The sequence below is a fragment of the Microbulbifer maximicatervae (SeqCode) genome, assembly GCF_056231245.1.
Genome location: NZ_CP174334.1, coordinates 27,888 through 51,366, shown reverse-complemented (window position 1 = coordinate 51,366; position 23,479 = coordinate 27,888). Strand labels below are relative to the sequence as shown.

The following is a 23,479-nucleotide window of genomic DNA, read 5'->3' as shown; positions in this document are numbered from 1 at the left end:
ATAAAGCTCAATTTACCTCGTATTAGTTCGCAAAAGTTAACTTGGGGCAGTGGCACTTTGCTGTATCACCCGTTAACCTCTTGTTACTCATCTCCGGGTATTTAAAATGGGCCCGGGCAAAGTACAGACCTTCTTATTTATGAGCGGTAAGCGCACCACCCAATACTGTTCCCGTCTGTCCCAGTGGCAGGCGCTATTGCTATTGCTGGTATTTCTCAGCGCGCGAGGCCTGGTTCCTGCAGGTTTTATGCCGGCAGATTTTGCAGCGGGAACGCCCTATGGGCTCTGCCATGGCGATAGCCGCAGCGCTTTATTGCTCAATGCCCTCAAAGCGAATTCCCACAGCGATCATCACGGCGACCACTCTTCAAGCCACAACCACGATACGCTTACCGCTCACTCATTTGCCGATAACCATTGTAATTTTTCCGCCGCTGCCAGTATTGCCAGCGCACCAACTACAGAACTGGAAATAGTCCTACCCGGTTTTACTCAACCGCCCTCTTATCCGGCTTTTTTCCACGTTATCTCTAACGCTTACAGCCGCCCACTAATTCGCGCCCCCCCGGTTTAATTCCTTTTTTATTCCAACATCATCACTCTGCAGTTCGCTGTGGACCGCAAGTCTCATTGCTGTCTTAACATTTTCAGCGCTTTGGGTCTTGCCAAAATACGACCACTTTTTCAGGTGGGGATATGTCGCGTGCGCCAAATATTACTCAGGCCTGCGCGCTCACTGCTGCGTGTTCGAAACGCCAGCGAAAAGGATTGAAAACCATGCATCAGAGCATCAACGCAAAAATTTTTCTGAAAAAACCTCTCAGCCTGGCACTCGCTGCCTGCTGTACCTTTTCAGCACATCTCGCAGCGGAAGAATCCGAAGAGTCAGAACCATTAAAAGATAGTGAAATGGAACAAATGGTGGTTACTGGGGTAAAGACTGAACTCCCCCTCAACCTGGTAACCGACCCGAAAAAACCCCGTCAGCCATTACCTGCCAATGACGGCGCCGACTACCTGAAAACAATTCCGGGATTTTCCGTAGTGCGTAAAGGCGGCACCAGTGGCGATCCGATGCTTCGCGGAATGGGGGGCTCTCGCCTGGGAATGGTTGTGGATGGAGAAACAATGGCGGGTGGTTGTCCCAGCCGAATGGACCCACCTACAGCCTATATTTTTCCCGAGGCAATGGACGAAATTGAAGTTATTAAAGGGCCACAGAGCGTCCTCTATGGCCCGGGAAATTCCGCCGGCGTAGTTGTATTTAACCAGCAGCAGGAGCGCCCCACTGAAAGCGACTGGAATATGCATGCGAGCCTGCTCGGCGCCAGTGCCGAGCGTCGCGATGGTCTATTCGATATCTCCTATAGTTCGCCGCAGTTTTCTATCCGCAGCTCCTCGACCTCGGCATCTGCGGACGACTACGAAGACGGGGATGGCAATGAGGTAAATTCCAGTTATGAGCGCTGGAGCAGCCAGGTCAATTTGGCCTGGACACCCAGCGACGATACACGGGTCGAGTTTGATACTGCATTTAGCGATGGTGAAGCTGCCTATGCAGATCGGGGAGTCGACGGTTCCAAGTTTGCCCGTGAGAGCCACAAAGCGAAATATGTCCGCAGCCGTATCAGTAGCTGGCTCGACTCAATTGAGCTCCAGGCCTACTACAACTATATCGACCACATCATGGATAACTACAGCCTGCGCGAGTTATCCAGCACCGCTACCCCCATGGTCATGAATCTCGATAGTGAGACCACAGGTTTCAAGATGGCTCTGGTGTTTACGCCTATGGACGATGTGGAATTGACCAGTGGAATTGATGCCCGGGAAAATCGCCACACCGGCCGCTCGACCATGAACCAGTCCAACATGGACTACCGGAATATGAAGCGAGAGGCCGATGCCGAATTTAGCCAGCTGGGGTTATTTTCTGAGATCAGCTGGCAAGTCGCAGCCAATCAACGCTGGATCGCCGGTGCACGAGTGGATGATTGGGAAGTAAAAGACCTTCGCGATGAAGTTGCTCTATCCATGATGTCCTCAGTGGATAACCCCACTGGGGGAGAAACTCGCTCAGAGCTATTGAGCAGCGGCTTCCTGCGCTATGAATATGGTCTCGAGAGTGGTCCCAATAGTTCTGCCACACTCTTTGCCGGGCTCGGCTACACTGAGCGCTTCCCCGATTATTGGGAAATTTTCTCCTACGAGACAGCTGACTCCTACAGCGCACTGGATATCGAATCAGAAAAGACCACCCAGCTGGATATCGGCTATATCTATCGCGGTGAAAAACACTCTGCCAGTGTCTCCGGATTCGTCAATCAGATTGATGACTACCTGATGATTGAGAAGGATTACGAAAAAGCGGCAGTAATGAGTAGCATGGACTCTATGGGTAGTATGAATATGGATGGTATGGACTCCTCCGATACTCGCACTACCTCCATTGTCAGAAACATCCAGGCGCGCTCCTGGGGTTTGGAGTTTGACTCCTCATATCAGCTCAACGAGCAGTGGCGCACTGAATTCACCGTAACATCTGTTCGCGGTGCCAACGAAACCGATGGCACTACCTTGGCACAACTGCCGCCTCTGGAGGGCCGCCTGGGACTCTACTATGAACAGGCCCAGTGGTCAGCAGGTGTTTTATGGCGCGCTATCGCAAGCCAGGACCGGGTGGATATCGGCAAAGGCAATATTGTTGGTCAGGATATTGGTGCAACCGACTCTGCCAACGTCGTTTCCATCAATGCCGGCTGGAAACCCAGTAAAAGTGTACTGGTGACTACCGGTATCGATAATCTATTCGATGAGACTTACGCTGAACATATCAGTCGCTCTGGAGCCAATATTATTGGTTTCGATCAGTTGACTCGGGTTAACGAACCGGGACGCACTTTCTGGCTGAAAGCCATTTATCGAATTTAAAAGCTATTGGGGCCTCAGGGCCCCTTTTCCATTCTCTAAAAAAATCAGTATTTAATTAAGAAATTTCTACGAATAAATTATTGAGAAAAATAGGTTAAAAGGCGGAGGGCATACTAAAAGCGGTAGGAAAAATTCAAACTCAGGGTACGCAGATGCCCGAGGTTAACAAGTTCTATTTTGCCAATATTATTGTAGTTATACTCTAATGAAGTATCGAAATCCTGAGTCCACATAATTCGGTAACCCACTCCGGCATTCCAAAAAGTATCACTGCCACTGGCATCAATAATATAGATATATCGATCATCCGGATAAAATGGTGGGTATTCTCGATACCAATAGCCTCTTCTTATAACATTGTTCAAATCCACATCGGCATAATTATATCCCACCATCCAATAGAGACATTGAACGTGACAATTCAGGGTAAAATCAATTTTAAAATTTAAACCTACCTGATCTACTGTGACATGATTATCATCAAAATGTGACGCCCGCAGCTCAACTTGCCAGACTCCTACCGCCGGCGTAATTCCAAGGCTGACATAGCCAAAAGAATCCCGCTGCTTATTTAACTGCTGCTCGCCACTCCCAAAACCAACGGTACCGATAATCCGGTACTCTCCCGTGGCGACACCATCAAAAGGATTATTCGCCTCGAATCCATAACTGGTCGCAGCTATAAAAAAGGAAAGCAGGTAGACGGATAGCTTTATCATCGCCACTCACATCAAAAAGCCAGTCATCAAGTTCAAGCTCAGTGAATTATTTCAAGTTGTTTCTACATCAATAATGGCCCAGACGCCTCCTACAAAAGCCGGGTTTTTCTTCAGGTTGTCTACATCACCTGCTTGCGGCATTGGCTGTCCAGCCTGGCGGAGCTCTTCCAACCGCTGAAAAATCGTTTCAGCCATTTTTTGCAGGGTCCCCTCAAGGGTATCGGCATAGCAGTGGCAATGCGGCAGATCCGGTGCAATGGCACCAAATCCGGCATATTCAATATTGTGCACCACAACCGGGTAGCGCATTGAAAAATACTCTTATGTATTAGCTTTCCAAAGCGTAGACTGCTTTACATTTTACGGGGGAATTTGGCAAGGAAATTAGCTAATTAGCCGGGAAATAATATTTCGCGCGGGCACAGATTCAACACTATAAGTGACAGCACTGAGTAGGAAGAACTGCCGTATTCAAATTAAAACCTGCAGCACTACAGTTTTTCACACAAGAAAATATTTGGAATTTAGTTAACGGGGCATCCTACCTAATAGGGCCCGGCGGGAAAATAGCATGCTGTTATAGGTGCGCCGCAACGCAATATCATTTGCATCGACTGCATTGGAGAGGGCTTCAAAATGCCGCTGCAACCAGTTTATTTCCTCCTCCAGCTCCCGACGCAAACAGCGAATTTCACCTTTATCCTGGTTAAAGCGCAGATCGGGTCCAGACATCAGTGAGCCTCCTGAATTTGGAAATATCCAGATCCCCTTTAAAGCCTCCACCAGTGGTGGTGGAGGCACAAAAATACTCTCTATATGTTTACTGGCATCACACCCTAAGCAGCGGACTTATCCAGCAGTAGGGATTGCCAATCAAAAGAAGAATCGCCAATTACATAGAAAAAGGGATTCAGCAGAGAGTCTTTAGTGTTGTAGCGCAACAAATTAAACTCTTCGTCCACAACAATACCACCTGCTGCTTCAACTACAGCCTGAGCTGCCGCAGTATCCCACTCGCAAGTAGGAGCGAGACGCGGATACAAATCTGCTGCACCCTCAGCAACCAGGCATAATTTCAGCGAGGAGCCCATATTTTTGCACTCGACAGCTCCCAGTTCAGACTCGATACGTTGTACCAACTGGTCGACGGTGCCGGTTCCATGGCTGCGGCTGGCCACAAGTTCAACAACTTCACTATTATCCAGGCGCGGCTTCAGTGGACGTACCCGAATTTCAGTTTCGCCATTGGCATCGCGCTTAAAGGCTCCTTCGCCCTTGCAGCCGGCATAAGTGATATTCAGTACCGGTACGTAAACCACCCCCAAAACGGGCTCGCCATTTTCGATTAACGCGACATTTACGGTAAATTCACCGTTGCGTCGGATAAATTCTTTGGTGCCATCGAGCGGATCGACAATCCAGTAACGCTGCCACTGACTGCGCTCTTCGAACGAGGGCATTTCCTGCTCTTCTGATAAAACCGGTACTCCCTCGATAAGCTGTGCTAACGCCGGTTCCAGTACTTTGTGAGCGGCCAGATCTGCGGCAGTTACTGGGGAATCATCTTTCTTTGTCTCGACTTCCAACTCAGCGCTGTTGTGATAAACCTCGAGAATCGCTTCTCCCGCGCGTTTGCAGATCTCTATCACCTGCTCTAAAAGTGCTTTATCCATTACAACTCCATACTCTGTTAACTCACCATTATAAAGTCTTAGGCGGAGAAAAGGTCCTGAACGGACAGATAGCGCTCACCAGTGTCATAGCTGAATACCAGTACCCGGCTGCCCGCATCCATCTCCCCTTCGCGCTTTTTCAGGGCCGCAAGGCTGGCACCGGAGGAGATACCCACAAAAATTCCCTCTTTTAATGCGCAGCGACGCGCCATTTCAAAACTGTCTTCCTCACTCACCAAAACAGTACCGTCGAGTACTTCCGTATTGAGTACCTGGGGTACAAAGCCGGCGCCGATACCCTGCAAACGATGCAGGCCTTTTTCTCCACCGCTAATCACCGGTGATTTCTCCGGCTCTACCGCATAGACCTGTAATTTGGGAAAGTGCTCTTTTAAGACTTCACCACAACCCGTGATATGCCCGCCAGTACCCACACCGGTAATCATATAATCCAGCCCCTCAGGAAAGTCTGCCAAGATTTCCTTGGAGGTAACATCCCGGTGCACCTGGGCATTGGCGCGGTTATTAAATTGTTGGGGCATCCAGCTATTCGCATGTGAGGCCAATAACTCCTCCGCCTTAGCAATAGCACCGCCCATACCGCGCTCTTTAGGTGTAAGGACCAATTCTGCGCCCATTGCCTTCATGACCTGGCGACGCTCTACCGACATAGACTCCGGCATGGTCAGGATCAGGCGATAACCCTTCACGGCAGCAACCATCGCCAGTCCAATACCCGTATTACCAGAGGTCGGTTCGATTATTACCCCACCGGGCTGCAGGGCTCCACGACGCTCCGCATCCTCAATCATCGCCAAGGCAATTCGGTCCTTAATACTGCTGCCCGGATTAAAGCGCTCTACCTTCATCCAAACTTCTATATCGGGGCGAAAGAGGTGATTGATTCTTACGTGAGGGGTATTGCCGATTGTTTCCAGAATATTGGCCGCTTTCATCGGTGAGGCTCTCCATGACTAGTGCTCAAGGCAAACAACTGCCGGGCATGTATTTTCGATGCTCCATATTACCCCAGAAATGTCCCGCGGCCGGCACTGGAGAAAACTCAATTGGAATTAGAGAGTACAAGCTATCGATGATGCGGAGGAAAACCGTTAAATTGATGGGGAGGTATACAAAATAAAAATAAGGTAAGTACCTATGTCCGTAGAAAATTCCGCACCCCAGCACAACTTTCGCAATTACCTGGTACCGATGTTCCTGGCCAGTGCCACTTTATTCATCTTTCTGGATACCTGGAAGCTGGATAACTTGTGGATGCCCGCGCTAAAAGCGCTGCCGATACTGTGCCTAATGATGATTGCCAGACTGGAGCTGCGGGGCAAAACCCTGCTTTTCACTTTTCTAGCCCTCAGTTCCTCCGCCATCGGGGATGTACTCCTCGAAATGCAATTCCCCCAACACTTTGTGTTTGGACTGGGTGCTTTTCTTATTGCCCAGCTAATCTACGCGCTGGGCTTCCTGCGTTTTGCGGAGCCCCCCAATCGGCGCAACCTTATTCGGACACTGCCTATAGTGATTGCCGCACTGCTTTTGGCTCAAATTATCCTCCCTGCTGCTGGGGATTTAGCCCCGGCAGTATTAGCGTATCTGCTGGCTATCCTCGCCATGGCAGTCGCCGCCGCAATGCACAAGGGTGACGCCACCCTGCTACTTGCCGGGGCTGTCATCTTTATGGCTTCAGATACATTAATTGCTATTAACAAGTTCATCACCCCACTACCGCTAGCCGATGCCGCCATTATGCTCACCTACTACAGTGCGCAACTGTGTATCCTGTACGGAATCCGCCGCGCCCAGGCATAATGCAAACGATCCGGGAAGGCACTGGCAAGCCAACTAAACTTGTCTTCCCGCCCCATTTCAAAGAGGTACATAGCTCCCATGCTCGATTGGCGAAGTATCGATACCGTATTGCTGGACATGGACGGCACCCTGCTGGATTTGCATTACGACAATCATTTTTGGCTTACGCACCTGCCCAAGCGCTACGCAGAAGTCCACGGCTTTGACCCGCAGGAAGCCCAGCAGAAGCTCGAAGCTGAGATCAATGCCCGCCGCGGCACTCTGGAGTGGTACTGCCTGGACTTCTGGGCGGAAAAATTGGAGCTGGATATCCTCAGCATATTGCGCGAGATCGAGACCCGAATCGCCCTGCGCCCTCACACTGAGGCGTTTCTGAGCGGCCTGCAACAACTGCAAAAGCCCACCTACCTTGTGACCAATGCGCACCGTCAAGGGCTGGATCACAAGCTGGAGATCACCGGTATTGACCGCTGGTTTGACGGCATCATCTCCTCCCATGATTATGGACATGCCAAGGAGAGTGCCAATTTCTGGGACTCTCTGCGAGATAACCTGGAATTTGACCCGGAGAACACCCTGTTTGTCGACGATAACCAATCTGTTCTGAGCGCGGCCCAGGACTACGGTATCGCCCACCTATTGTGTATTCGCCAACCGGATAGCCGCGGGCCCAAACGGGAAATCACTAACTTCCCGGCGATCCATCATTTTGATGAGATCATGGCTTTTAACCGCAGCAGACTGGACACCGGGTCCGCCTGATTTCACAAGGAAACCATGGAAAAAGTACGTATCGATAAGTGGCTCTGGGCCGCGCGCTTCTTTAAGACTCGCAGTATTGCCAAGCAGGCGATCGAAGGTGGAAAAGTCCACGCCGATGGCCAGCGGGTCAAAGCCAGCAAGGAAGTCACTACCGGTGTCAAACTGAGCATCCGCCAGGGCTGGGATTTACTGGAAGTTGAAGTAATCGCTCTATCGGATCAGCGGCGCGGCGCCGAGATTGCGCGCACCTTATACCGCGAGACCGAAGACAGTATCGCCCGTCGGGAAAAAGAAAAAACCGAGCGACAGGCAGCCAATGCCGGGATACAACAGGAGCGACCCAATAAAAAGCAACGCCGCCAGATACACCGCTTCCTGCGGGAACAAGAGTAGACTCAGCAGACAAAAGTGGTGAAATTTCCGCCATTTCCCACTTTAGCTGCTAAACTGCCCCCACTTAACCGGATAGAAAACAGCCATGTTGAAACGACTGATCGCCATTTCCCTGCTGATTTTGCTCGGTACCCAAACCGCCCTAGCAGACAGCCGAGAACACGAGCAGCTCAAGCGCTCAATCATCAAGATTTACACCACCGCCGCCGCCCCGGATTATTTCAATCCCTGGGCCCTGCTCAACCCCAAGCAGCTGTCCGGTTCCGGTGCCGTCATCCGCAACCAGCAGATCCTGACCAACGCACACGTAGTGGCCAACGGCAGCTTTATCCAGGTACAGCGCCACGGCGATGCAAAGAAATTCCGCGCCCGAGTGAAATTTGTCTCCCACGATGCCGACCTCGCCCTGCTGACCGTCGATGACGAAAGCTTTTTCAACGATACCCGCCCCCTGGCCCTCGGAAAATTGCCCGACCTGCAGGAAGAGGTCACCGTCTACGGCTACCCAATTGGTGGCAAATCCCTTTCGATTACCCGCGGAGTACTCTCCCGCGTGGAGCACCAATATTATGCCCATGCGGAAAGTTACCTGATGGCGGGCCAGATAGATGCGGCCATCAACCCGGGCAACAGCGGCGGTCCGGTTATCTCCAATGGCCGCATCGTCGGCGTGGCCATGCAAACCAACCAGAGCGCTGAAAACCTGGGTTACTTTGTCCCCCCCAGCGTGATCGCTCATGTCTTAGAAGATGCCAAGGACAATGTGCACCAAGGGTTCCCCGAACTGGGACTGGTAACCCAGAGCCTGGAAAGCCCATCGATGAAAAAAGCGGCCGGTCTCGAGGAAGACCAGGATGGTGCCATGGTCGTTAAAGTGTTCGACAATTCCCCCGCAGCTGAAGTGTTTAAACCCGGCGATGTCCTGCTCGAAGTCGATGGCTTTAAAGTAGCGGCTGACCGGACTGTGGAATGGAGGGAAAACCAGCGCACCAACTACCACTATGCTGTGGACCGCCACCATGTCGGTGAACGTTTACCCGTGCGCTTCTCCCGCGATGGTAAAGAGCAGACCGCTGAGGTCACGCTGGCCGCAACACCTCCCTCACGCGCTATGGTGCTGGGAGAGCAATTTGACCGCCAGCCCCGCTACTATATCTACGGCGGTGTTGTCTTTGTGCCCCTGAATATGAACCTGATCAAACGCTGGGGCAAAAACTGGCACTCCAAGGCGCCTATTGACTACCTCTATGCCCGCAATCAATGGAGTGACGAGGAGCGCCGCGAGCTGGTCGTCGCCCTGAAAGTACTGCCCGCCAATGTGAACCTCGGTTACCACGACTGGAAGAACTGGATTATCGACTCAGTAAATGGCCACAGCATCAAGGACTTCGACGAGTTCGCTCAATTGATGGAAGGCAACAAACGGGACTTTGTAGATTTGCGCGACCGCTCCGGTTATCGGATGGTCTTGGATGCGGCAGAGGCCCAGGAGCAGCAGCCTCTGATACTGCAGACCTACCATATCCCCCAGCGCCATTCACAGGGGTTGTTCAGCCAGCTGGCCAATAAAGAAGAATAAACATCGGGAGAGGCAAAGGATGCCCATAAAGTTACTGTACTTATCCAGCATTTTTGGCGGTCTGCTCCTGACCGCCAATGTTAATGCAGGGGAACTGTATCGCTGGGTCGACGACGATGGCCGGGTGCACTTTGGTGACCGCCCCCCGGCCCACGCAGAGGCCAAGGATATTTCTGGCAACCTGACCCCCATTAATTCTGCCGATGCCACCACAGCACCCAGACGCAGCCAATCGGAACAGCCGCGGAATATCGAACAACAATACCAGGAGCGCTTAAATCGTGAAGCGCAGGAAAGACAACAACAAAGAGACAAGGCCTGTAGCAAGGCCCGCAAAAACCTAAAAATATTACAGGGCCGGGTCGTATTTTTTGACGACAATGGCAAGGAAGTACGCCGCACAGAGCGGGAGCGCGAACAGATGGCACTCGACTATCAACGCCAGGTCAACCTCTATTGCGGATAAGTTAGCCGGCCCCCAGGGGCGCGGCTTCCCCCCATTACTCAGCGACAGCTACCATTTAGGCATATCCACCTCTAAAATCCTGCGGTTTTAATACCGAGAGCCCCCGACCTATGTCCGATCAGCTGGAACGCTTTATTTTCTCCAAACACGATATTCGCGGACAGGTGGTGACACTTACTGATTCCTACCGCGATGTACTGGAACACAACCCACTGCCTACACCAGTAGCCCGCCTGCTAGGGGAGTTCCTCACTGCAGCCAGCCTGCTTTCAACCACACTGAAGTTCGAAGGTGTCCTGAGCCTCCAGGCCCGTGGCGAAGGCGATGTGCCGATGATTATGGCGGAGTGCACTCACCACAGCGACCTGCGCGGCATCGCCCGAGTTGCCGAGGGTGCACAAATCGACGAAAACGCCACCCTGCGCGATATGATCGGCCCCCGTGGAGCCCTGGCCATTACCCTTGAGCCAAAGCGCGGTGAGCGCTATCAAGGTGTGGTTCCCATGGAGCAGGACAACCTGGCCGGCTGCCTGGAAGACTACTTTAAGCAATCGGAACAGCTGGCTACCCGCGTATGGCTGGAAAGCAGTGACAATACCGTCGCCGGTCTTATGTTACAGATTCTGCCAGGCAATAATGCCGCCACAGAAGAAGAAAATCAGGACGCCTGGGAAACAGCGATTCACTTGGCGGAGACCGTAACTGACGAGGAGTTATTTACCGTTCCCCACCCAGAGCTGATTCACCGCCTATTCCACCAATTGGAGCCGGCAACCCTGGGTACCGACACTATTCGCTTCAAGTGCAGCTGCTCGAGAGAGCGCAGCGCCCGGGCGCTGGTTTCCCTGGGTGCAGAGGATGTCTACCGCCTGCTGGAAGAGCAGCATGGTGAGATTATCGCGGACTGCCAATTCTGTAACACCCAGTACCGCTTTGACCGGGATCAAATTGAGTCGCTCCTCAACGCTCCCCCCCACACTCTTCACTAATTCGCGCAGGGCTGCGCAACCGCCGAATCCTCAGCGCAGCCCTGCCACCTGCCCCTGTTAAATTCAGAAAAAGAATAATCAAGAATCAGGCCATAAATTGCATGAATTTAAGCCGACATTATTTTCCATGACAGCGCTGTCATTGACTACAAAATAGCCATAGTTGGTATCCGCATATTTTGAATTTTGCAATAATGCGCCCCCAAAATTTTCTACGGCTGTCTAAACCTCGGGCAGCCCCATTTTATTTACTGTCCAACTTTCACGGGTATTCCACGAATGGCACAGATCGACGACTCCGCGATGGTCTTCAAGAACCTATCACCGGCACAATTGGTAGAGCAGGCTCTGACGCGCGGCGAGGGCAAGCTGTCAGATACAGGCGCTCTGGTGACTGAAACCGGCGCACGCACCGGTCGCTCCCCGGCTGACCGCTTTGTTGTAGAAGAGCCCTCCACTGCCGACAGCATCGCCTGGGGCAACGTCAACCGTCCTTTCCCGCAGGATAAGTTTGACGCCCTGTGGGATCGTGTAGAGGCTTTTGTTGCCGGTCACGATACTTTTGTTCAGCACCTGCATGTGGGCCAGGATGAAGATCACTACTTGCCAGTGGTAGTGACCACCCAAACTGCATGGCACAACCTGTTCGGCCGCAACATGTTTATCCGCGCCGAAAAGTACAACCCCAAGTCCAAGGAAGAGTGGCAAATCCTGCACGCTCCTCACTTTGTCTGTGAGCCCGAGCGCGATGGCACCAACTCCGAAGGCTGCGTAATTATCAACTTCGGTCAGCGCAAAGTACTGCTGGCCGGTATGCGCTACGCCGGCGAAATGAAGAAGGCCATGTTCTCCGTACAGAACTTCCTACTGCCGGAAAAAGACGTGATGCCCATGCACTGCGCGGCTAACGTCGGCGAAGATGGCGATACCTGCCTGTTCTTCGGCCTGTCCGGTACCGGCAAGACCACCCTGTCCGCAGATCCCGAGCGCTACCTGATCGGTGACGATGAGCACGGCTGGACCAAGGGTGCCGTCTTCAATATGGAAGGTGGCTGCTACGCGAAAACCATCGACCTGAGCCAGAAAAATGAGCCGGTAATCTGGGATGCCATCCGTTTCGGTGCCATCGTTGAAAACGTGGTAACCAACGATCACGGCACTGCTGACTACTGCGACACCAGCCTGACTGAAAACGGTCGCTGCTCCTACCCGCTGGAGCACGTCGAAATGCGTCAGCTGGAAAACCGCGCTGGCGAGCCGAAGAACGTTATCTTCCTGACTTGCGATGTATCCGGTGTACTGCCACCGGTATCCATCCTCTCCAAAGAGGCTGCGGCTTACCACTTCCTGTCTGGCTACACCGCCCGCGTAGGCTCCACCGAACTGGGCGCAGAGGCCGGTATCCACCCGACTTTCTCCACCTGCTTTGGCGCGCCGTTTATGCCCCGTGCACCGCGCGAATACGCAGACCTGCTGATGAAGCGCATCGAAGAGTTCGGCTCCAAGGTCTACCTGGTAAACACCGGTTGGACCGGCGGCTCCGGCGACAACGGCAAGCGCTTCCCGATTCCGGTAACCCGCTCTGTCGTTGCCGCTATCCAGAGCGGCGCCCTGGAAGACGTTGCCACTGAGCACCTGGATGCCCTGAACCTGGATATCCCGATGGAAGTGCCCGGCGTGGACAAGTCTTACCTGAACCCTCGTGAAGCCTGGGCTGACAAAGCTGCTTACGACGATCAGGCAGGCAAGCTGGCCAAGCTGTTCGCCGAGAACATTGAGAAGTTCAATGTCAGCGAAGACGTTAAAAATGCAGGCCCTAAAGCCTAAGTAGAGGTTGTCGGGCACAGTGCGCTGTCCGTGACCCAAAAGCCGCTGCTCCCCCAGGAGCGGCGGCTTTTTTTGTGGCTGATCCCAAGCCCGCAGCCCGTCGATTTTTGCGGCTATAGTGAGTAAACAGGCGCCGACGATTTTAGCGTCGGAGGAAAAACTCTCTCAGCAGCAATCGCGAGCACTATGTCCGCAGGTAACTCGTTTACTCGCTTCGAAACTCTGTTCCCACACAAGCCGCCCGGGCAAAGAGTCAATCGGGTGGTCGTCAGTGCCCTCACTTTAATACTCAGTGCCATCCTGTTTACCCTCTGGCTCTATCTATTCCTCTCCTCGCAAGAGAAGTCCTATGTCGAACAGCGTGGCTATCGCCTCGCCAACGAGGAGACCTTTAACAAATTCCTGCGAGAGGGCAGTAACCGCTCCAGCGTACAAGCACTCAATCAATTGCTTCGGGACCGGGGTGTCGCCGAGGTTTTTCCTATTCGTGATCTTCTGCGACAGGGGGGGGACTGGCTGGAACTGGGGGAACCCCCATTCGCCATACCACCCAGGGACCAGTGGTCCAATATTGTGAAAACCCTCACCCTGGTACGAGACCAGGTAATACCGCTAATTGGCCCTGTCACTGTGGTTTCCGCTTACCGCACTGATGCCTACAACCGAAAACTTGCGACCGAAGACCAGCCCCGCCACCGTGACTTTTGCGGGCTGGACTTAATTCCGAATTCCAATATCGGTAAAAACGAACTCGCTGAAGAGCTAAGCACACTGCACGCACGCCTCGGTCCCGATAGCAATGTCGGGATGGGCCTGATTGACGATGTCCTGTTTCATGTCGATACCTGTGGCTATCGCACCTGGTAATTGAGGGAGCTGCCCGATGGTTATGCAAAGTAACAAAGAATACGTAGAAATCGGCCAGCGTCAACTGCGCCGGCGGATCATCATCATTGGGGCAATCGCACTGGCGATTCTCACCGGTCTATTTGTTTTTACTTACGAACGAGCGCGCGAGGCTGATGACCGGGTGAAATCCCCTATCGATATCCTCCCGCTGCTAATGATCCCGGAGGTTTACGATATCCAGGGCTATCCGGCAGCTTCCGAGAGGGCATTCAGCCGCTTCCTGAGCAAAGGCAATAACCATGCACGCTTTACTCAACTCAAAAAATTCCTGCGCTCCAACCGGGTTGAACAGGTTGTGCAACCCTATGAGCTATTGCGTCAGGGCAGTGACTGGCAGGATTTGGACGAACCCGCATTCGCCATCCCTCCCAAGGAGCTCTGGTGGGGCATCGTAAATACTCTGCGGGTAATCGAGCGGGAAATAGTGCCCCGCGTCGGCCCGGTAACAGTGGTCTCCGGGTGGCGCACAGTGGATTACAACCGTAAGGCCGGGGGTTCCAAGGGAAGTAAACATCTGCATTTCTGCGGGCTGGATATAGTTCCGAAAAAGAAGTTCTCCCGAGAGCAATTGGTGCCCGTACTGAGGGATATCCACAAGCGCAACGGCCGCGAGTGGCAAATGGGCCTCGGAATCTATCGGGGCATTCGATTTCACGTGGATACGTGCGGATATAGGCGCTGGTAAAACCCCACTGCATCTGCTTAGATAGAGCAAAAATTAGGCGCCCTACCACTGGGCTGCCGAAAGAGAAGCAGAGGAAGTCGCAGTGCAAGAAAAACTGGAAAGGCGCTCATTTATATTGACCTTGTTATTGGTCAGCGTAGCTTTTTTACTCCTAATAAAACCCTTCTTTACCCCTATTTTTTGGGCTTGTGCCACCGCACTGATTTTCTACCCCGTGTACCGTCTGCTGATGCAGCGCTTTCCCAATTCGCCTAATTTAATGGCTCTGCTAACCCTGTTTATGTGTATCGTTCTATTGGTGATACCCGTATTGGTAGTGGCCACCTCTTTTATTAATGAAGCGGTAACTCTGTATCACCGGATCCAGGAAGGACAAATTGATGTTTCTAAATCCTTTGAGCAGATTCGCAGTGCTTTCCCCAGGGTTAACAGCACGCTCGAGAGTATTGGCGTGGATGTCGAGGAGGCCAAGCAGCGCCTGATGGGTGGAGTGATGAATGCCGGTAGCTTCGTCGCAAAAAATGCGATTGAGGTCGGACAGAATACTGTTAACTTTTTCGTTATGTTGGGCTTAATGCTCTACCTCACCTTCTTTCTGATTCGCGATGGTGAAAGACTGGTAAACCTGATTATCCACGCCCTGCCACTGGGTGATGAGCGCGAGCACCTTTTGTTGGCAAAGTTCGCTGAAGTCACTCGCGCAACCATCAAAGGAAATCTGGTAGTCGCTATTACCCAGGGCGGCTTGGGCGGAATTATTTTCTGGGTGCTGGGCCTACCGGCACCGGTGCTTTGGGGTGTTTTAATGACCCTGTTGTCATTATTGCCCGCCGTCGGTGCCGCATTGATCTGGTTCCCCGCTTCTATCTACCTCTATGCTATTGGCGAACCCATGAAGGCAACGATTTTACTCGCCTATGGTTTCACCGTGATCAGCTTGGTAGATAACCTGTTGCGCCCAATATTGGTGGGTCGAGACACAAAACTCCCTGACTATTTAGTGCTTTTCTCCACTGTCGGCGGTCTGTTTATGTTTGGAATCAGTGGCTTTGCGATAGGGCCTCTGCTCGCTGCATTATTCCTCGCCTTTTGGGAGATTTTTATGCGTGAGTTTGTGCATCCCGAAGATGTCTTAATGCCACAAAAACCTGAAGATCTTTAACCTGTTCCCCGGGGCGGAAAAGCCTTAATTCCGCCCCACCCAATTAATATGCAAAGTCAGCTCGCACAACAGCTCAGTGGGCAGCCTCCTGTAGCTCTTTCAGCTGCAAATTGAGATCGCTCATCGGCGACTGATCAACCAACAGTGCTCCCTCATTTGCCCGATCCAAATCCGCCACCAGTAAAATCACTGTTGAGAAAGTCAGGGCCAAAGCTATAACTACCTGGGCAGATCCCCCGCGACTTATCCCCAACTGGTATCCAATTGCCAGCATCGCCAAAATGGTCATAAAGTACAGGGAGAGCCAGAGTGGACCCGGTATACGGTATTGCAGCCCAACCACAACCCTGGCACGGTGCAGATCTACCATCCCGTTAACCTGCTCGGCAAACTGGCGTAAATAATCGGCATTGTAATCCTGTGCGATATGCGCCTCGATCAAACGCCAAAGAGCCTGGTGAATTTCCTCACTGCGAGCTACATCTTCCGGAGTGACGGCGATTGATGGGTCAATATCCCTGAGATTTGCATATTCAGCTATTAGGTCTCGCGCCTTATCCTGCTTATCAAATTGCAAAAAGCTCGCATTTAAATATGCGGCCTGGATGGTATTGACCTCCTGCAACAGCAATGCCTTGCGCTCATTAAATCGGTCGGCTGTCATATCAAGGAATCTCTGAATAACTCCGTGATACCTCTGGCATGCAGAGCGGTTCTCAATCAAGGCGCGGCTTCGCAGGAATGTCCAGACCTTTCAAGAAGTCGCAACGCGGAGTGTGAATCGCTCTGCAAGCCCCGAAGGCGGGCCTTGAAGGCCACAGCTGCTGCGTTGCAGCTCTTGCAAAGGACTGAGCCATTCGCGGCGAGCTGCGCCTAACATCTGCAGCCTTCAAGACCCGCAGAGGCATTACGGAGTTATTCAGAGGTTCCTTAGGTAAATGCCAAAACGAATGCGACTAGGCCCAAAGTGGCAGAGTATAGAAAAGGCTGTCAAAGCGCATTTAAGCCCCTGCAAAACGGCAAGTCCATAACGGTGCATTGACGCACCAATATTCTTACTTTGGCGCATAAAGCATAGCAGTTATAGCTGAGCTATTGGCCAGTTAGACCTTAGGGCAGTAGCATAGGCGTATCGGTAAACTACAAGGGAAATATTCGTGAAATATCTGCTGACTTTCTTAATTACGGCGTTTATCAGCCTTCCCACCCTCGCTCTGGAAGTTGGTGAAATGGCGCCAAATTTCACTCTCAAGGGGTCTGATGGCCAAACCCACACATTGGCGGACCTCCAGGGAAAAAGCGCTGTTGTGATCGCCTGGTTTCCCAAGGCATTCACCCGTGGCTGCACCATAGAATGTAAATCGCTCGCCCAAAACGGTCACTTGATCAAAGATTATGAAGTCACTTACTTTATGGCCAGTACAGATGATCTTGACGATAACACTCGATTTGCTGAAGAGAGCGAAGCGGACTTCCCGTTACTCAGCGACCCCACCGGTGAAACGGCTAAAGCGTACGATGTACTTATTCCCGTAATGAATATCGCCCGTCGCGTTACCATTTATATCGGTAAAGATGGACGAATTAAAAAAATTGACAAAGATATTAAACCGGCAACCAGCGCAGAGGATATAGCGCGAACGCTTGGTGAATTGGGTGTTAAAAAGGCGTCAGCCTGAAAATAAATAGTCCGGAGTGACTAAATATATGGTGGAATAGCCCAGTGCTCTATTGGGCTATTGGGAATCAATGACAAAAGATATCCCAAAACAGCAATCCCGCCCTTCAAATTCATCCAACCACTTGCAGACATTCAACGTAACCTCTCCTCGGCTGGATTTATCGACATACTCTTGCAGGTGCTCGGGTTTCCCTGAGGAAAAAACCCGATCATCCGCAGCTTTTAATGCATCAGCATTATTTGACCAAGGAAGTTCCCGGTCTGTCTTACCAGTCACTTCACCACCGGCCAATTGACATATTTGGCGATTACCCCATAGATATACGCCTGTTTGATCTTTAACCCAAAATAAAAATGGAACCTCGGCAACTACTTTCAGTTCATCAGCAGTCATATCGTCTCAATCATCTAAATACCAGCAATTAACTCTAATTTTAGCAGGCAATAACAACATCACTCAGGATTCTATACATAGCTGCATTTTCAAGTTTATTCGCTGAAACCAAAAATAAATAAATATTAATAGATGACTGTTAGCAAAAAACTCAACCATGAACAAAAAAAATTAAGAGCGGACTGATAATGAAATATGAGTGGATTTCAAGTAGGTCTTTCCATCGTGTTTGGTAAGACCTCACTGTTATTTACTCTCCACCAATTTCCAATTCTTTTAACTTACGTGTCAGAGTATTTCTACCCCAGCCCAACAGATCAGCAGCATCGCGTTTGCGCCCAGCTGTATGCTTAAGGGCAATTTCTATTAACGCTTTTTCAAATGCGGGGACAGCCTCATTTAAAATCTCGCGCTGCCCAGAGGATAGGGCCTGGTCGGCCCACAGACGCAGAGCTTTTTGCCAGTCTGTCGGTGTTTCTGTCGTCGCGCCCTGCTGATGCAACTCCTGTGGCAAATCTTCAATATGTACCTCGCGTCCGGAGGCCATTACGGTAATCCAGCGGCAGGTATTTTCCAGTTGTCGCACATTACCGGGCCAATCCAGCCCAGAGAGATATTCCTCAGTTTCCTTGGTTAGGATCTTTGACTCCACCCCCAGATCTTTTGCCGCAGCATTAAAGAAATGCCTCACCAATCGCGGAATATCCTCACGGCGATCCGCGAGTCTTGGAATATGGATGCGAATAACATTCAGGCGGTGAAACAGGTCCTCGCGAAATTTATGCTGACATACCAACTCTTCCAGATCCTGGTGAGTCGCCGCAATAATACGCACATCCACTTTGACCGGGGTGTGGCCACCGACACGGTAAAATTCACCATCAGCCAACACGCGCAATAACCGGGTTTGCGTATCTGCGGGCATATCACCAATTTCATCTAGAAACAGGGTGCCACCATTGGCCTGTTCAAAACGTCCGGCACGCTGGGAGCTGGCACCGGTAAAGGCCCCTTTTTCATGGCCAAATAATTCAGACTCCATCAGGTCCTTGGGTATAGCCGCCATGTTCAATGCAATAAATGGCTTATCCCTGCGCGGACTGTGATTGTGCAGAGCCTGCGCCACCAACTCCTTACCGGTACCGGATTCACCGTTGATTAAAACCGTAATGTTGGAATGAGACAAACGGCCAATCGCACGGAAAACCTCCTGCATCGCCGGCGCTTCTCCAATGATTTCTTTACTACCCTGACCATTTTCCGGCTCAACCCGTTCTTCAGCACTCTGTTCGCTAGCGTGCATCAATGCGCGCCGGGTTACCGCTACGGCTTCATCAATATCAAATGGCTTGGGCAGGTATTCAAAGGCTCCCCCTTGGTAAGCAGCTACCGCGCTATCCAGGTCCGAGTGCGCAGTCATAATAATTATCGGCAGGCTCGGTCGTTCAGCCTGGAAACGCTGCAACAATTTAAAGCCATCGGAGCCCGGCATGCGGATATCACTGATTACTACATCCGGTGAATCGCTATAGAAATCATCCAGGGCGCAGTCGCCACTCTCGTAACACTGGGTATCAATTCCCTCACGCGATAGCGCTCTCTCCAGCACCCAGCGGATTGATCTGTCGTCGTCAATAATCCAAACGCGATTACTCATTCTCTAGGTTCCTGTATTAGCTAATTCGGTAGTCAGGGGCAGATAAATTTGGAAAATGCTACGGCCGGGTTGGCTGTCACACTTAATCAGCCCCTTGTGCTGATTAATAATGTTCTGGGAAATTGAAAGTCCAAGACCTGAACCCTCGGCGCGGCCGGAGATCATCGGGAAGAATATCCGCTCGCGAATATCCTCCGGTATGCCCGGGCCGTTATCTTCAATTTCTATACGGCAGACCAATGGGCAATTGCGGCGGCCAATGGTGAATTGGCGCTGGATACGCGTGCGCAATACCATCTCCCCACTACTGAGGCCAATACTTTCATCGATGGCTTGCATGGCGTTGCGGGCAATATTAAGCAGCGCCTGAATCAATTGTTCGCTATCGGCGGGGACATCGGGAATAGACGGATCGTAGTCCCTGCGAATTTGAAGCTCACCGATACACTCAGCATCCAGCAACTGGGCAACCCGCTCCAGAACCTCGTGCACATTAACCGGTTGCAGTACTACCGGCTGGCGTGGTCCCAATAAACGGTCAACCAGATTGCGCAGGCGATCCACTTCCTCGATGATAATCTGTGTATATTCGTCTAATTCCCGGTCCGGCAACTCGCGCTGCAATAGTTGTGCAGCCCCGCGGATACCACCGAGGGGGTTCTTGACCTCATGGGCCATACCGCGAACCAGGTTTCGTGTCGTTTCCTGGGCACTGAGCAGCGCGTCTTCCCTGGCAATTCGCAACAGGCGATCCATCGGCTGCACTTCCACAAGTAGCACAGAAAACTCGGGGACCGGGCTGACTGAGTAATCCACGGTCCGGGTTTCAAGATTGTTCAACCTCCAACTGGCCCGGCGCACTGTATACTTCTCATTTTTGCGCAATGCTTCCCGCATAGCCTCATAGGCAGTGGGAGATTCTCGCACCACCTCCTCCAACTTCGAGCCTTTAACTCGAGTACTGGAGGCGGCCAACAAGTCCTCAGCGGCATTGTTCAGATAGCAAAGCGATAAGTTTTCATCCAGCACCAATACTGCGGATGTCAGGCTATCGAGTAATTGGCGCAATTGGCGATCATTCAGCATTCACAAAATTTCCGATTCATTCCGAGGCTCTGACCAAGCTCCCTTTGGTCACCCCCAGCAAACTAGCGCTGTATCTAGTCAGTGCAAAAAGCAAACCAAAATGGCGCATAAGCTGGCATTTGTAGGCGGAAGCAGCTTCAACCGGACACAATCAGTGCGCGATTAGCAACAACGGCATTGCGAGTATTCAGTCTCAGAAATAGGATGCCGCCGACTACAGAGAGAATGCACCATTAAGGTGCATGGGTCAAAAAACAGGCAGGCGGGCTTTAGACTGAAGTAAGGGGTAGCGGGAGCTTTGCACTCCCTCAAACATTCACCCCCGAGCTATCGGGCGCTTGACATGAATTGTGATCGTTTGCGACTGGGCTAATACTTGCCCTTTGGGCCCTAGCAGAACCGCCTTGAGCGTATGGGTACCGCGGACCAGGGCGGAGATATCCAGGGAGTTACCAGCCGAACTTCCCTGCCAGCGCTGCCCATCAATAACCGCATAAAAGCTAGCGCCCTCTGGATAATTGGGGGCCACATCCACCTGAAGCGCTATCAGTGTCTGCCCTGGCGGAATAGTCGCCTCATTAATTGGACTCACAATTCGAATCGATACCGGCCCCAACTCTCCATCATCACTTTTGGGCGACAGCTTTCTTGTGGGCAGCTGGCGGGGCAGCGCAATTGGCTGAATATTGATTGGGGCTAAATCCACTTTCTCTGAGTTGCCATTTGCCGGTGGTGTATCGCTAAAACTGACCTGGCCATCGGGCCCAACCACTTTGTAGATCGCGCCAGCCTCTTCATTCTCTTGAGAAGCCGCAACTGCCACCAGAGGCATTGCGAGTAACAGGGCCTTTAATTGCCAAAACCTTGCCATAGTGTTTTCGACCGCAGGGCGGACGCTCCTTTCTTCCCAGATCGGGCCAATGGGATATTCCTGAGCCTCCGCATAGCGGCACTCAATTCACTTCCACTGACAGTGTACTCGCAATAAAAAAGCCCGCACCAGGGTGGCGCGGGCTTTTCGAGAACAGCTCGACGGCATCATCGTGATGCCGGTCGCCATTACACGGAGTAGTACATATCGAACTCAACCGGGTGAGTGGTCATGTTCAGGCGCTCTACTTCTTCACGCTTCAGCTCGATGTAGGCATCGATAGCATCGTTAGTGAATACACCACCGGCTGTCAGGAACTCGCGATCCTGATCCAGAGCATCCAGGGCGCCTTCCAGGCTGGAAGCGACAGTCGGGTACTCAGCCAACTCTTCCGGCGGCAGATCGTACAGGTCCTTGTCCGCAGCATCGCCAGGGTGGATCTTGTTCTTGATACCGTCGAGACCCGCCATCAGCAGTGCGGCGAAAGACAGGTATGGGTTGGCGGTCGGGTCCGGGAAGCGAGTCTCGATGCGCTTGCCTTTCGGGGAGGGCACGAAAGGAATACGGATAGACGCAGAGCGGTTACGCGCAGAGTAAGCCAGGATTACCGGCGCTTCGAAGCCAGGTACCAGACGCTTGTAAGAGTTGGTGGAAGCGTTGCACAGCGCGTTCAGGGCGCGAGCATGCTTAACGATACCGCCGATGTAGTACAGAGCAGCTTCGGACAGACCAGCGTAGGCGTCACCGGCAAACTGGTTTACGCCATCCTTGCTAAAGGACTGGTGAACGTGCATACCGGAACCGTTATCGCCAACCAGCGGCTTGGGCATAAAGGTCGCGGTCTTGCCGTAGGCGTGGGCAACGTTGTGTACAGCGTACTTGAGGATCTGTACTTCGTCCGCTTTCTTAGTCAGGGTGTTGGCGGCAACGCCGATCTCACACTGGCCAGCAGTACCCACTTCGTGGTGATGCACTTCTACGCGCAGGCCCATCTGTTCCATCGCAGAACACATTGCGGCGCGAACGTCGTGCAGGGAATCCACCGGAGGAACCGGGAAGTAACCGCCTTTAACGCCGGGACGGTGACCAATATTGCCTTCTGCAAAGTTGTGACCTGAGGACCAGGCTGCTTCTTCGGAGTTGATCTTGTAGAAGGCGCCGCCCATTTCGGCACCCCAGGTGATGTCGTCGAATACGAAGAACTCGGGCTCGGGACCGAACAGAGCGGTGTCACCCAGACCAGTGGACTTCAGGTATTCCTCAGCGCGCAATGCGATGGAGCGAGGATCTCGCTCGTAACCCTGACCGGTAATTGGGTCGACGATGTTACAGCGAATGATAACAGTGCTCTCATCGGTGAAGGGGTCGAGGAAAGCGGTCTCGTCGTCCGGCATCAGGATCATGTCGGATTCGTTGATGCCCTTCCAACCGGCGATGGAAGAACCATCGAACATTTTGCCTTCTTCAAAGAACTCACCGTCAACTTCCGACGCAGGGATGGAAACGTGTTGTTCTTTACCCTTGGTATCGGTAAAGCGCAGGTCTATCCATTTCGCTTCACTTTCATTAATCAAACCGAGCGTTTTCGCTGACATTGCAGTCCTCCAGGTCTTGAAAAGTAATTGGTCGCTATGCCTTGCTGTCGCTGCCGGCATTCACTCTCTACCTGGCGTGAAATAAAGCAAGGAGTGTGCCAAATTAGGGCAATCGCCTCATAGTCCCGGTTGGCGCCGGTGCGAGCCCCAGCAAAGTGCTGACGCAGCCAGGATAGATGTATTGTGGCCGAGCAGCCACATAAATACGCACCAAAATAGAACATATTTGTTCTCGCTTCGCCCGCAAACAGTGCACAACCAACTTGGCTCTGGCTA

Annotated in this window: 24 protein-coding genes; 13 read left to right on the top strand and 11 right to left on the bottom strand. The window is 52.1% G+C overall.

Annotated features, from left to right (window positions below):
* Window positions 1–106: 106 nt before the first annotated feature.
* Both ACJJIS_RS00230 and ACJJIS_RS00225 read left to right on the top strand, forming a co-directional pair.
* Entirely contained in the window at window positions 107–574 is a 468-nt protein-coding gene (locus ACJJIS_RS00230; protein ID WP_444892285.1) for a hypothetical protein, read from the top strand.
* A gap of 203 nt (window positions 575–777) precedes the next feature.
* Complete coding sequence (locus ACJJIS_RS00225; RefSeq protein ID WP_475709180.1) at window positions 778–2,931, top strand: TonB-dependent copper receptor; 2,154 nt, start codon at window positions 778–780, stop codon at window positions 2,929–2,931.
* Between the two features lie 113 nt (window positions 2,932–3,044).
* Here ACJJIS_RS00225 and ACJJIS_RS00220 read toward each other — a convergent pair whose 3' ends face one another.
* The 5 genes from ACJJIS_RS00220 to cysK all read right to left on the bottom strand — a co-directional run bounded on the left by ACJJIS_RS00220 (window position 3,045) and on the right by cysK (window position 6,279).
* Window positions 3,045–3,650 (bottom strand): outer membrane beta-barrel protein, encoded by a 606-nt coding sequence (locus ACJJIS_RS00220; protein ID WP_475709179.1) that lies wholly within the window; start codon window positions 3,648–3,650, stop codon window positions 3,045–3,047.
* A gap of 51 nt (window positions 3,651–3,701) precedes the next feature.
* Window positions 3,702–3,959 carry a type II toxin-antitoxin system HicB family antitoxin gene (locus ACJJIS_RS00215; protein WP_108734877.1) on the bottom strand — a complete coding sequence of 86 codons (258 nt, stop codon included), beginning with the start codon at window positions 3,957–3,959 and terminating at the stop codon, window positions 3,702–3,704.
* Window positions 3,960–4,178: 219 nt separating this feature from the next.
* Entirely contained in the window at window positions 4,179–4,382 is a 204-nt protein-coding gene (locus ACJJIS_RS00210) for a hypothetical protein (protein WP_108734878.1), read from the bottom strand.
* A 104-nt stretch (window positions 4,383–4,486) separates the two neighbouring features.
* A complete protein-coding gene (gene cysQ, locus ACJJIS_RS00205) occupies window positions 4,487–5,323 on the bottom strand; it encodes a 3'(2'),5'-bisphosphate nucleotidase CysQ (protein ID WP_282930833.1) in 837 nt (278 codons plus the stop codon).
* Between the two features lie 38 nt (window positions 5,324–5,361).
* A complete protein-coding gene (gene cysK / locus ACJJIS_RS00200) occupies window positions 5,362–6,279 on the bottom strand; it encodes a cysteine synthase A (RefSeq protein WP_413663701.1) in 918 nt (305 codons plus the stop codon).
* Between the two features lie 202 nt (window positions 6,280–6,481).
* On the opposite strand from cysK, the gene ACJJIS_RS00195 reads away from it, so the two are divergent.
* The 10 genes from ACJJIS_RS00195 to ACJJIS_RS00150 all read left to right on the top strand — a co-directional run bounded on the left by ACJJIS_RS00195 (window position 6,482) and on the right by ACJJIS_RS00150 (window position 15,919).
* Window positions 6,482–7,147, top strand: coding sequence for a lysoplasmalogenase (locus ACJJIS_RS00195; RefSeq protein ID WP_475709178.1), 666 nt, complete (start codon window positions 6,482–6,484; stop codon window positions 7,145–7,147).
* Window positions 7,148–7,225: 78 nt separating this feature from the next.
* Window positions 7,226–7,909 carry a GMP/IMP nucleotidase gene (yrfG, locus tag ACJJIS_RS00190; protein ID WP_444895781.1) on the top strand — a complete coding sequence of 228 codons (684 nt, stop codon included), beginning with the start codon at window positions 7,226–7,228 and terminating at the stop codon, window positions 7,907–7,909.
* A gap of 15 nt (window positions 7,910–7,924) precedes the next feature.
* Window positions 7,925–8,302 carry an Hsp15 family ribosome-associated heat shock protein gene (locus ACJJIS_RS00185; protein ID WP_444915246.1) on the top strand — a complete coding sequence of 126 codons (378 nt, stop codon included), beginning with the start codon at window positions 7,925–7,927 and terminating at the stop codon, window positions 8,300–8,302.
* An 85-nt stretch (window positions 8,303–8,387) separates the two neighbouring features.
* Window positions 8,388–9,881, top strand: coding sequence for a S1C family serine protease (locus tag ACJJIS_RS00180; RefSeq protein ID WP_444911741.1), 1,494 nt, complete (start codon window positions 8,388–8,390; stop codon window positions 9,879–9,881).
* A 19-nt stretch (window positions 9,882–9,900) separates the two neighbouring features.
* Window positions 9,901–10,347: a DUF4124 domain-containing protein gene (locus ACJJIS_RS00175; RefSeq protein ID WP_444911742.1), complete on the top strand. Its 447-nt coding sequence runs from the start codon at window positions 9,901–9,903 to the stop codon at window positions 10,345–10,347.
* Between the two features lie 110 nt (window positions 10,348–10,457).
* A complete protein-coding gene (gene hslO, locus ACJJIS_RS00170; RefSeq protein WP_475709177.1) occupies window positions 10,458–11,336 on the top strand; it encodes an Hsp33 family molecular chaperone HslO in 879 nt (292 codons plus the stop codon).
* A gap of 279 nt (window positions 11,337–11,615) precedes the next feature.
* Window positions 11,616–13,163 carry a phosphoenolpyruvate carboxykinase gene (locus tag ACJJIS_RS00165; protein ID WP_475709176.1) on the top strand — a complete coding sequence of 516 codons (1,548 nt, stop codon included), beginning with the start codon at window positions 11,616–11,618 and terminating at the stop codon, window positions 13,161–13,163.
* 186 nt (window positions 13,164–13,349) lie between these two features.
* Window positions 13,350–14,030, top strand: a complete 681-nt coding sequence (locus tag ACJJIS_RS00160) for a hypothetical protein (RefSeq protein ID WP_444915242.1) — start codon at window positions 13,350–13,352, stop codon at window positions 14,028–14,030.
* Between the two features lie 16 nt (window positions 14,031–14,046).
* Entirely contained in the window at window positions 14,047–14,757 is a 711-nt protein-coding gene (locus ACJJIS_RS00155) for a D-Ala-D-Ala carboxypeptidase family metallohydrolase (RefSeq protein WP_475709175.1), read from the top strand.
* 82 nt (window positions 14,758–14,839) lie between these two features.
* The gene (locus ACJJIS_RS00150) at window positions 14,840–15,919 is read left to right on the top strand and encodes an AI-2E family transporter (protein WP_413663709.1); all 1,080 of its coding nucleotides are present in this window, start codon (window positions 14,840–14,842) and stop codon (window positions 15,917–15,919) included.
* Window positions 15,920–15,992: 73 nt separating this feature from the next.
* Here ACJJIS_RS00150 and ACJJIS_RS00145 read toward each other — a convergent pair whose 3' ends face one another.
* Window positions 15,993–16,583 carry a bestrophin-like domain gene (locus tag ACJJIS_RS00145; RefSeq protein WP_445360893.1) on the bottom strand — a complete coding sequence of 197 codons (591 nt, stop codon included), beginning with the start codon at window positions 16,581–16,583 and terminating at the stop codon, window positions 15,993–15,995.
* 493 nt (window positions 16,584–17,076) lie between these two features.
* On the opposite strand from ACJJIS_RS00145, the gene ACJJIS_RS00140 reads away from it, so the two are divergent.
* On the top strand, window positions 17,077–17,598 hold the full coding sequence (locus tag ACJJIS_RS00140) for a peroxiredoxin family protein (RefSeq protein ID WP_475709174.1): 522 nt from the start codon (window positions 17,077–17,079) through the stop codon (window positions 17,596–17,598).
* 57 nt (window positions 17,599–17,655) lie between these two features.
* Here the strand turns inward: ACJJIS_RS00140 and ACJJIS_RS00135 are convergent, their stop codons facing one another.
* From ACJJIS_RS00135 to glnA, 5 genes are all read right to left on the bottom strand, one after another.
* Window positions 17,656–17,994 carry a PAS domain-containing protein gene (locus ACJJIS_RS00135; RefSeq protein WP_444918517.1) on the bottom strand — a complete coding sequence of 113 codons (339 nt, stop codon included), beginning with the start codon at window positions 17,992–17,994 and terminating at the stop codon, window positions 17,656–17,658.
* A gap of 250 nt (window positions 17,995–18,244) precedes the next feature.
* A complete protein-coding gene (ntrC, locus tag ACJJIS_RS00130; RefSeq protein WP_475709173.1) occupies window positions 18,245–19,651 on the bottom strand; it encodes a nitrogen regulation protein NR(I) in 1,407 nt (468 codons plus the stop codon).
* Between the two features lie 3 nt (window positions 19,652–19,654).
* Window positions 19,655–20,737 (bottom strand): nitrogen regulation protein NR(II), encoded by a 1,083-nt coding sequence (glnL, locus tag ACJJIS_RS00125; RefSeq protein ID WP_413663715.1) that lies wholly within the window; start codon window positions 20,735–20,737, stop codon window positions 19,655–19,657.
* A gap of 316 nt (window positions 20,738–21,053) precedes the next feature.
* Window positions 21,054–21,608 carry a DUF4124 domain-containing protein gene (locus tag ACJJIS_RS00120; protein ID WP_444895769.1) on the bottom strand — a complete coding sequence of 185 codons (555 nt, stop codon included), beginning with the start codon at window positions 21,606–21,608 and terminating at the stop codon, window positions 21,054–21,056.
* A 188-nt stretch (window positions 21,609–21,796) separates the two neighbouring features.
* Window positions 21,797–23,203: a glutamate--ammonia ligase gene (gene glnA / locus ACJJIS_RS00115; protein WP_108734896.1), complete on the bottom strand. Its 1,407-nt coding sequence runs from the start codon at window positions 23,201–23,203 to the stop codon at window positions 21,797–21,799.
* Window positions 23,204–23,479: the final 276 nt, after the last annotated feature.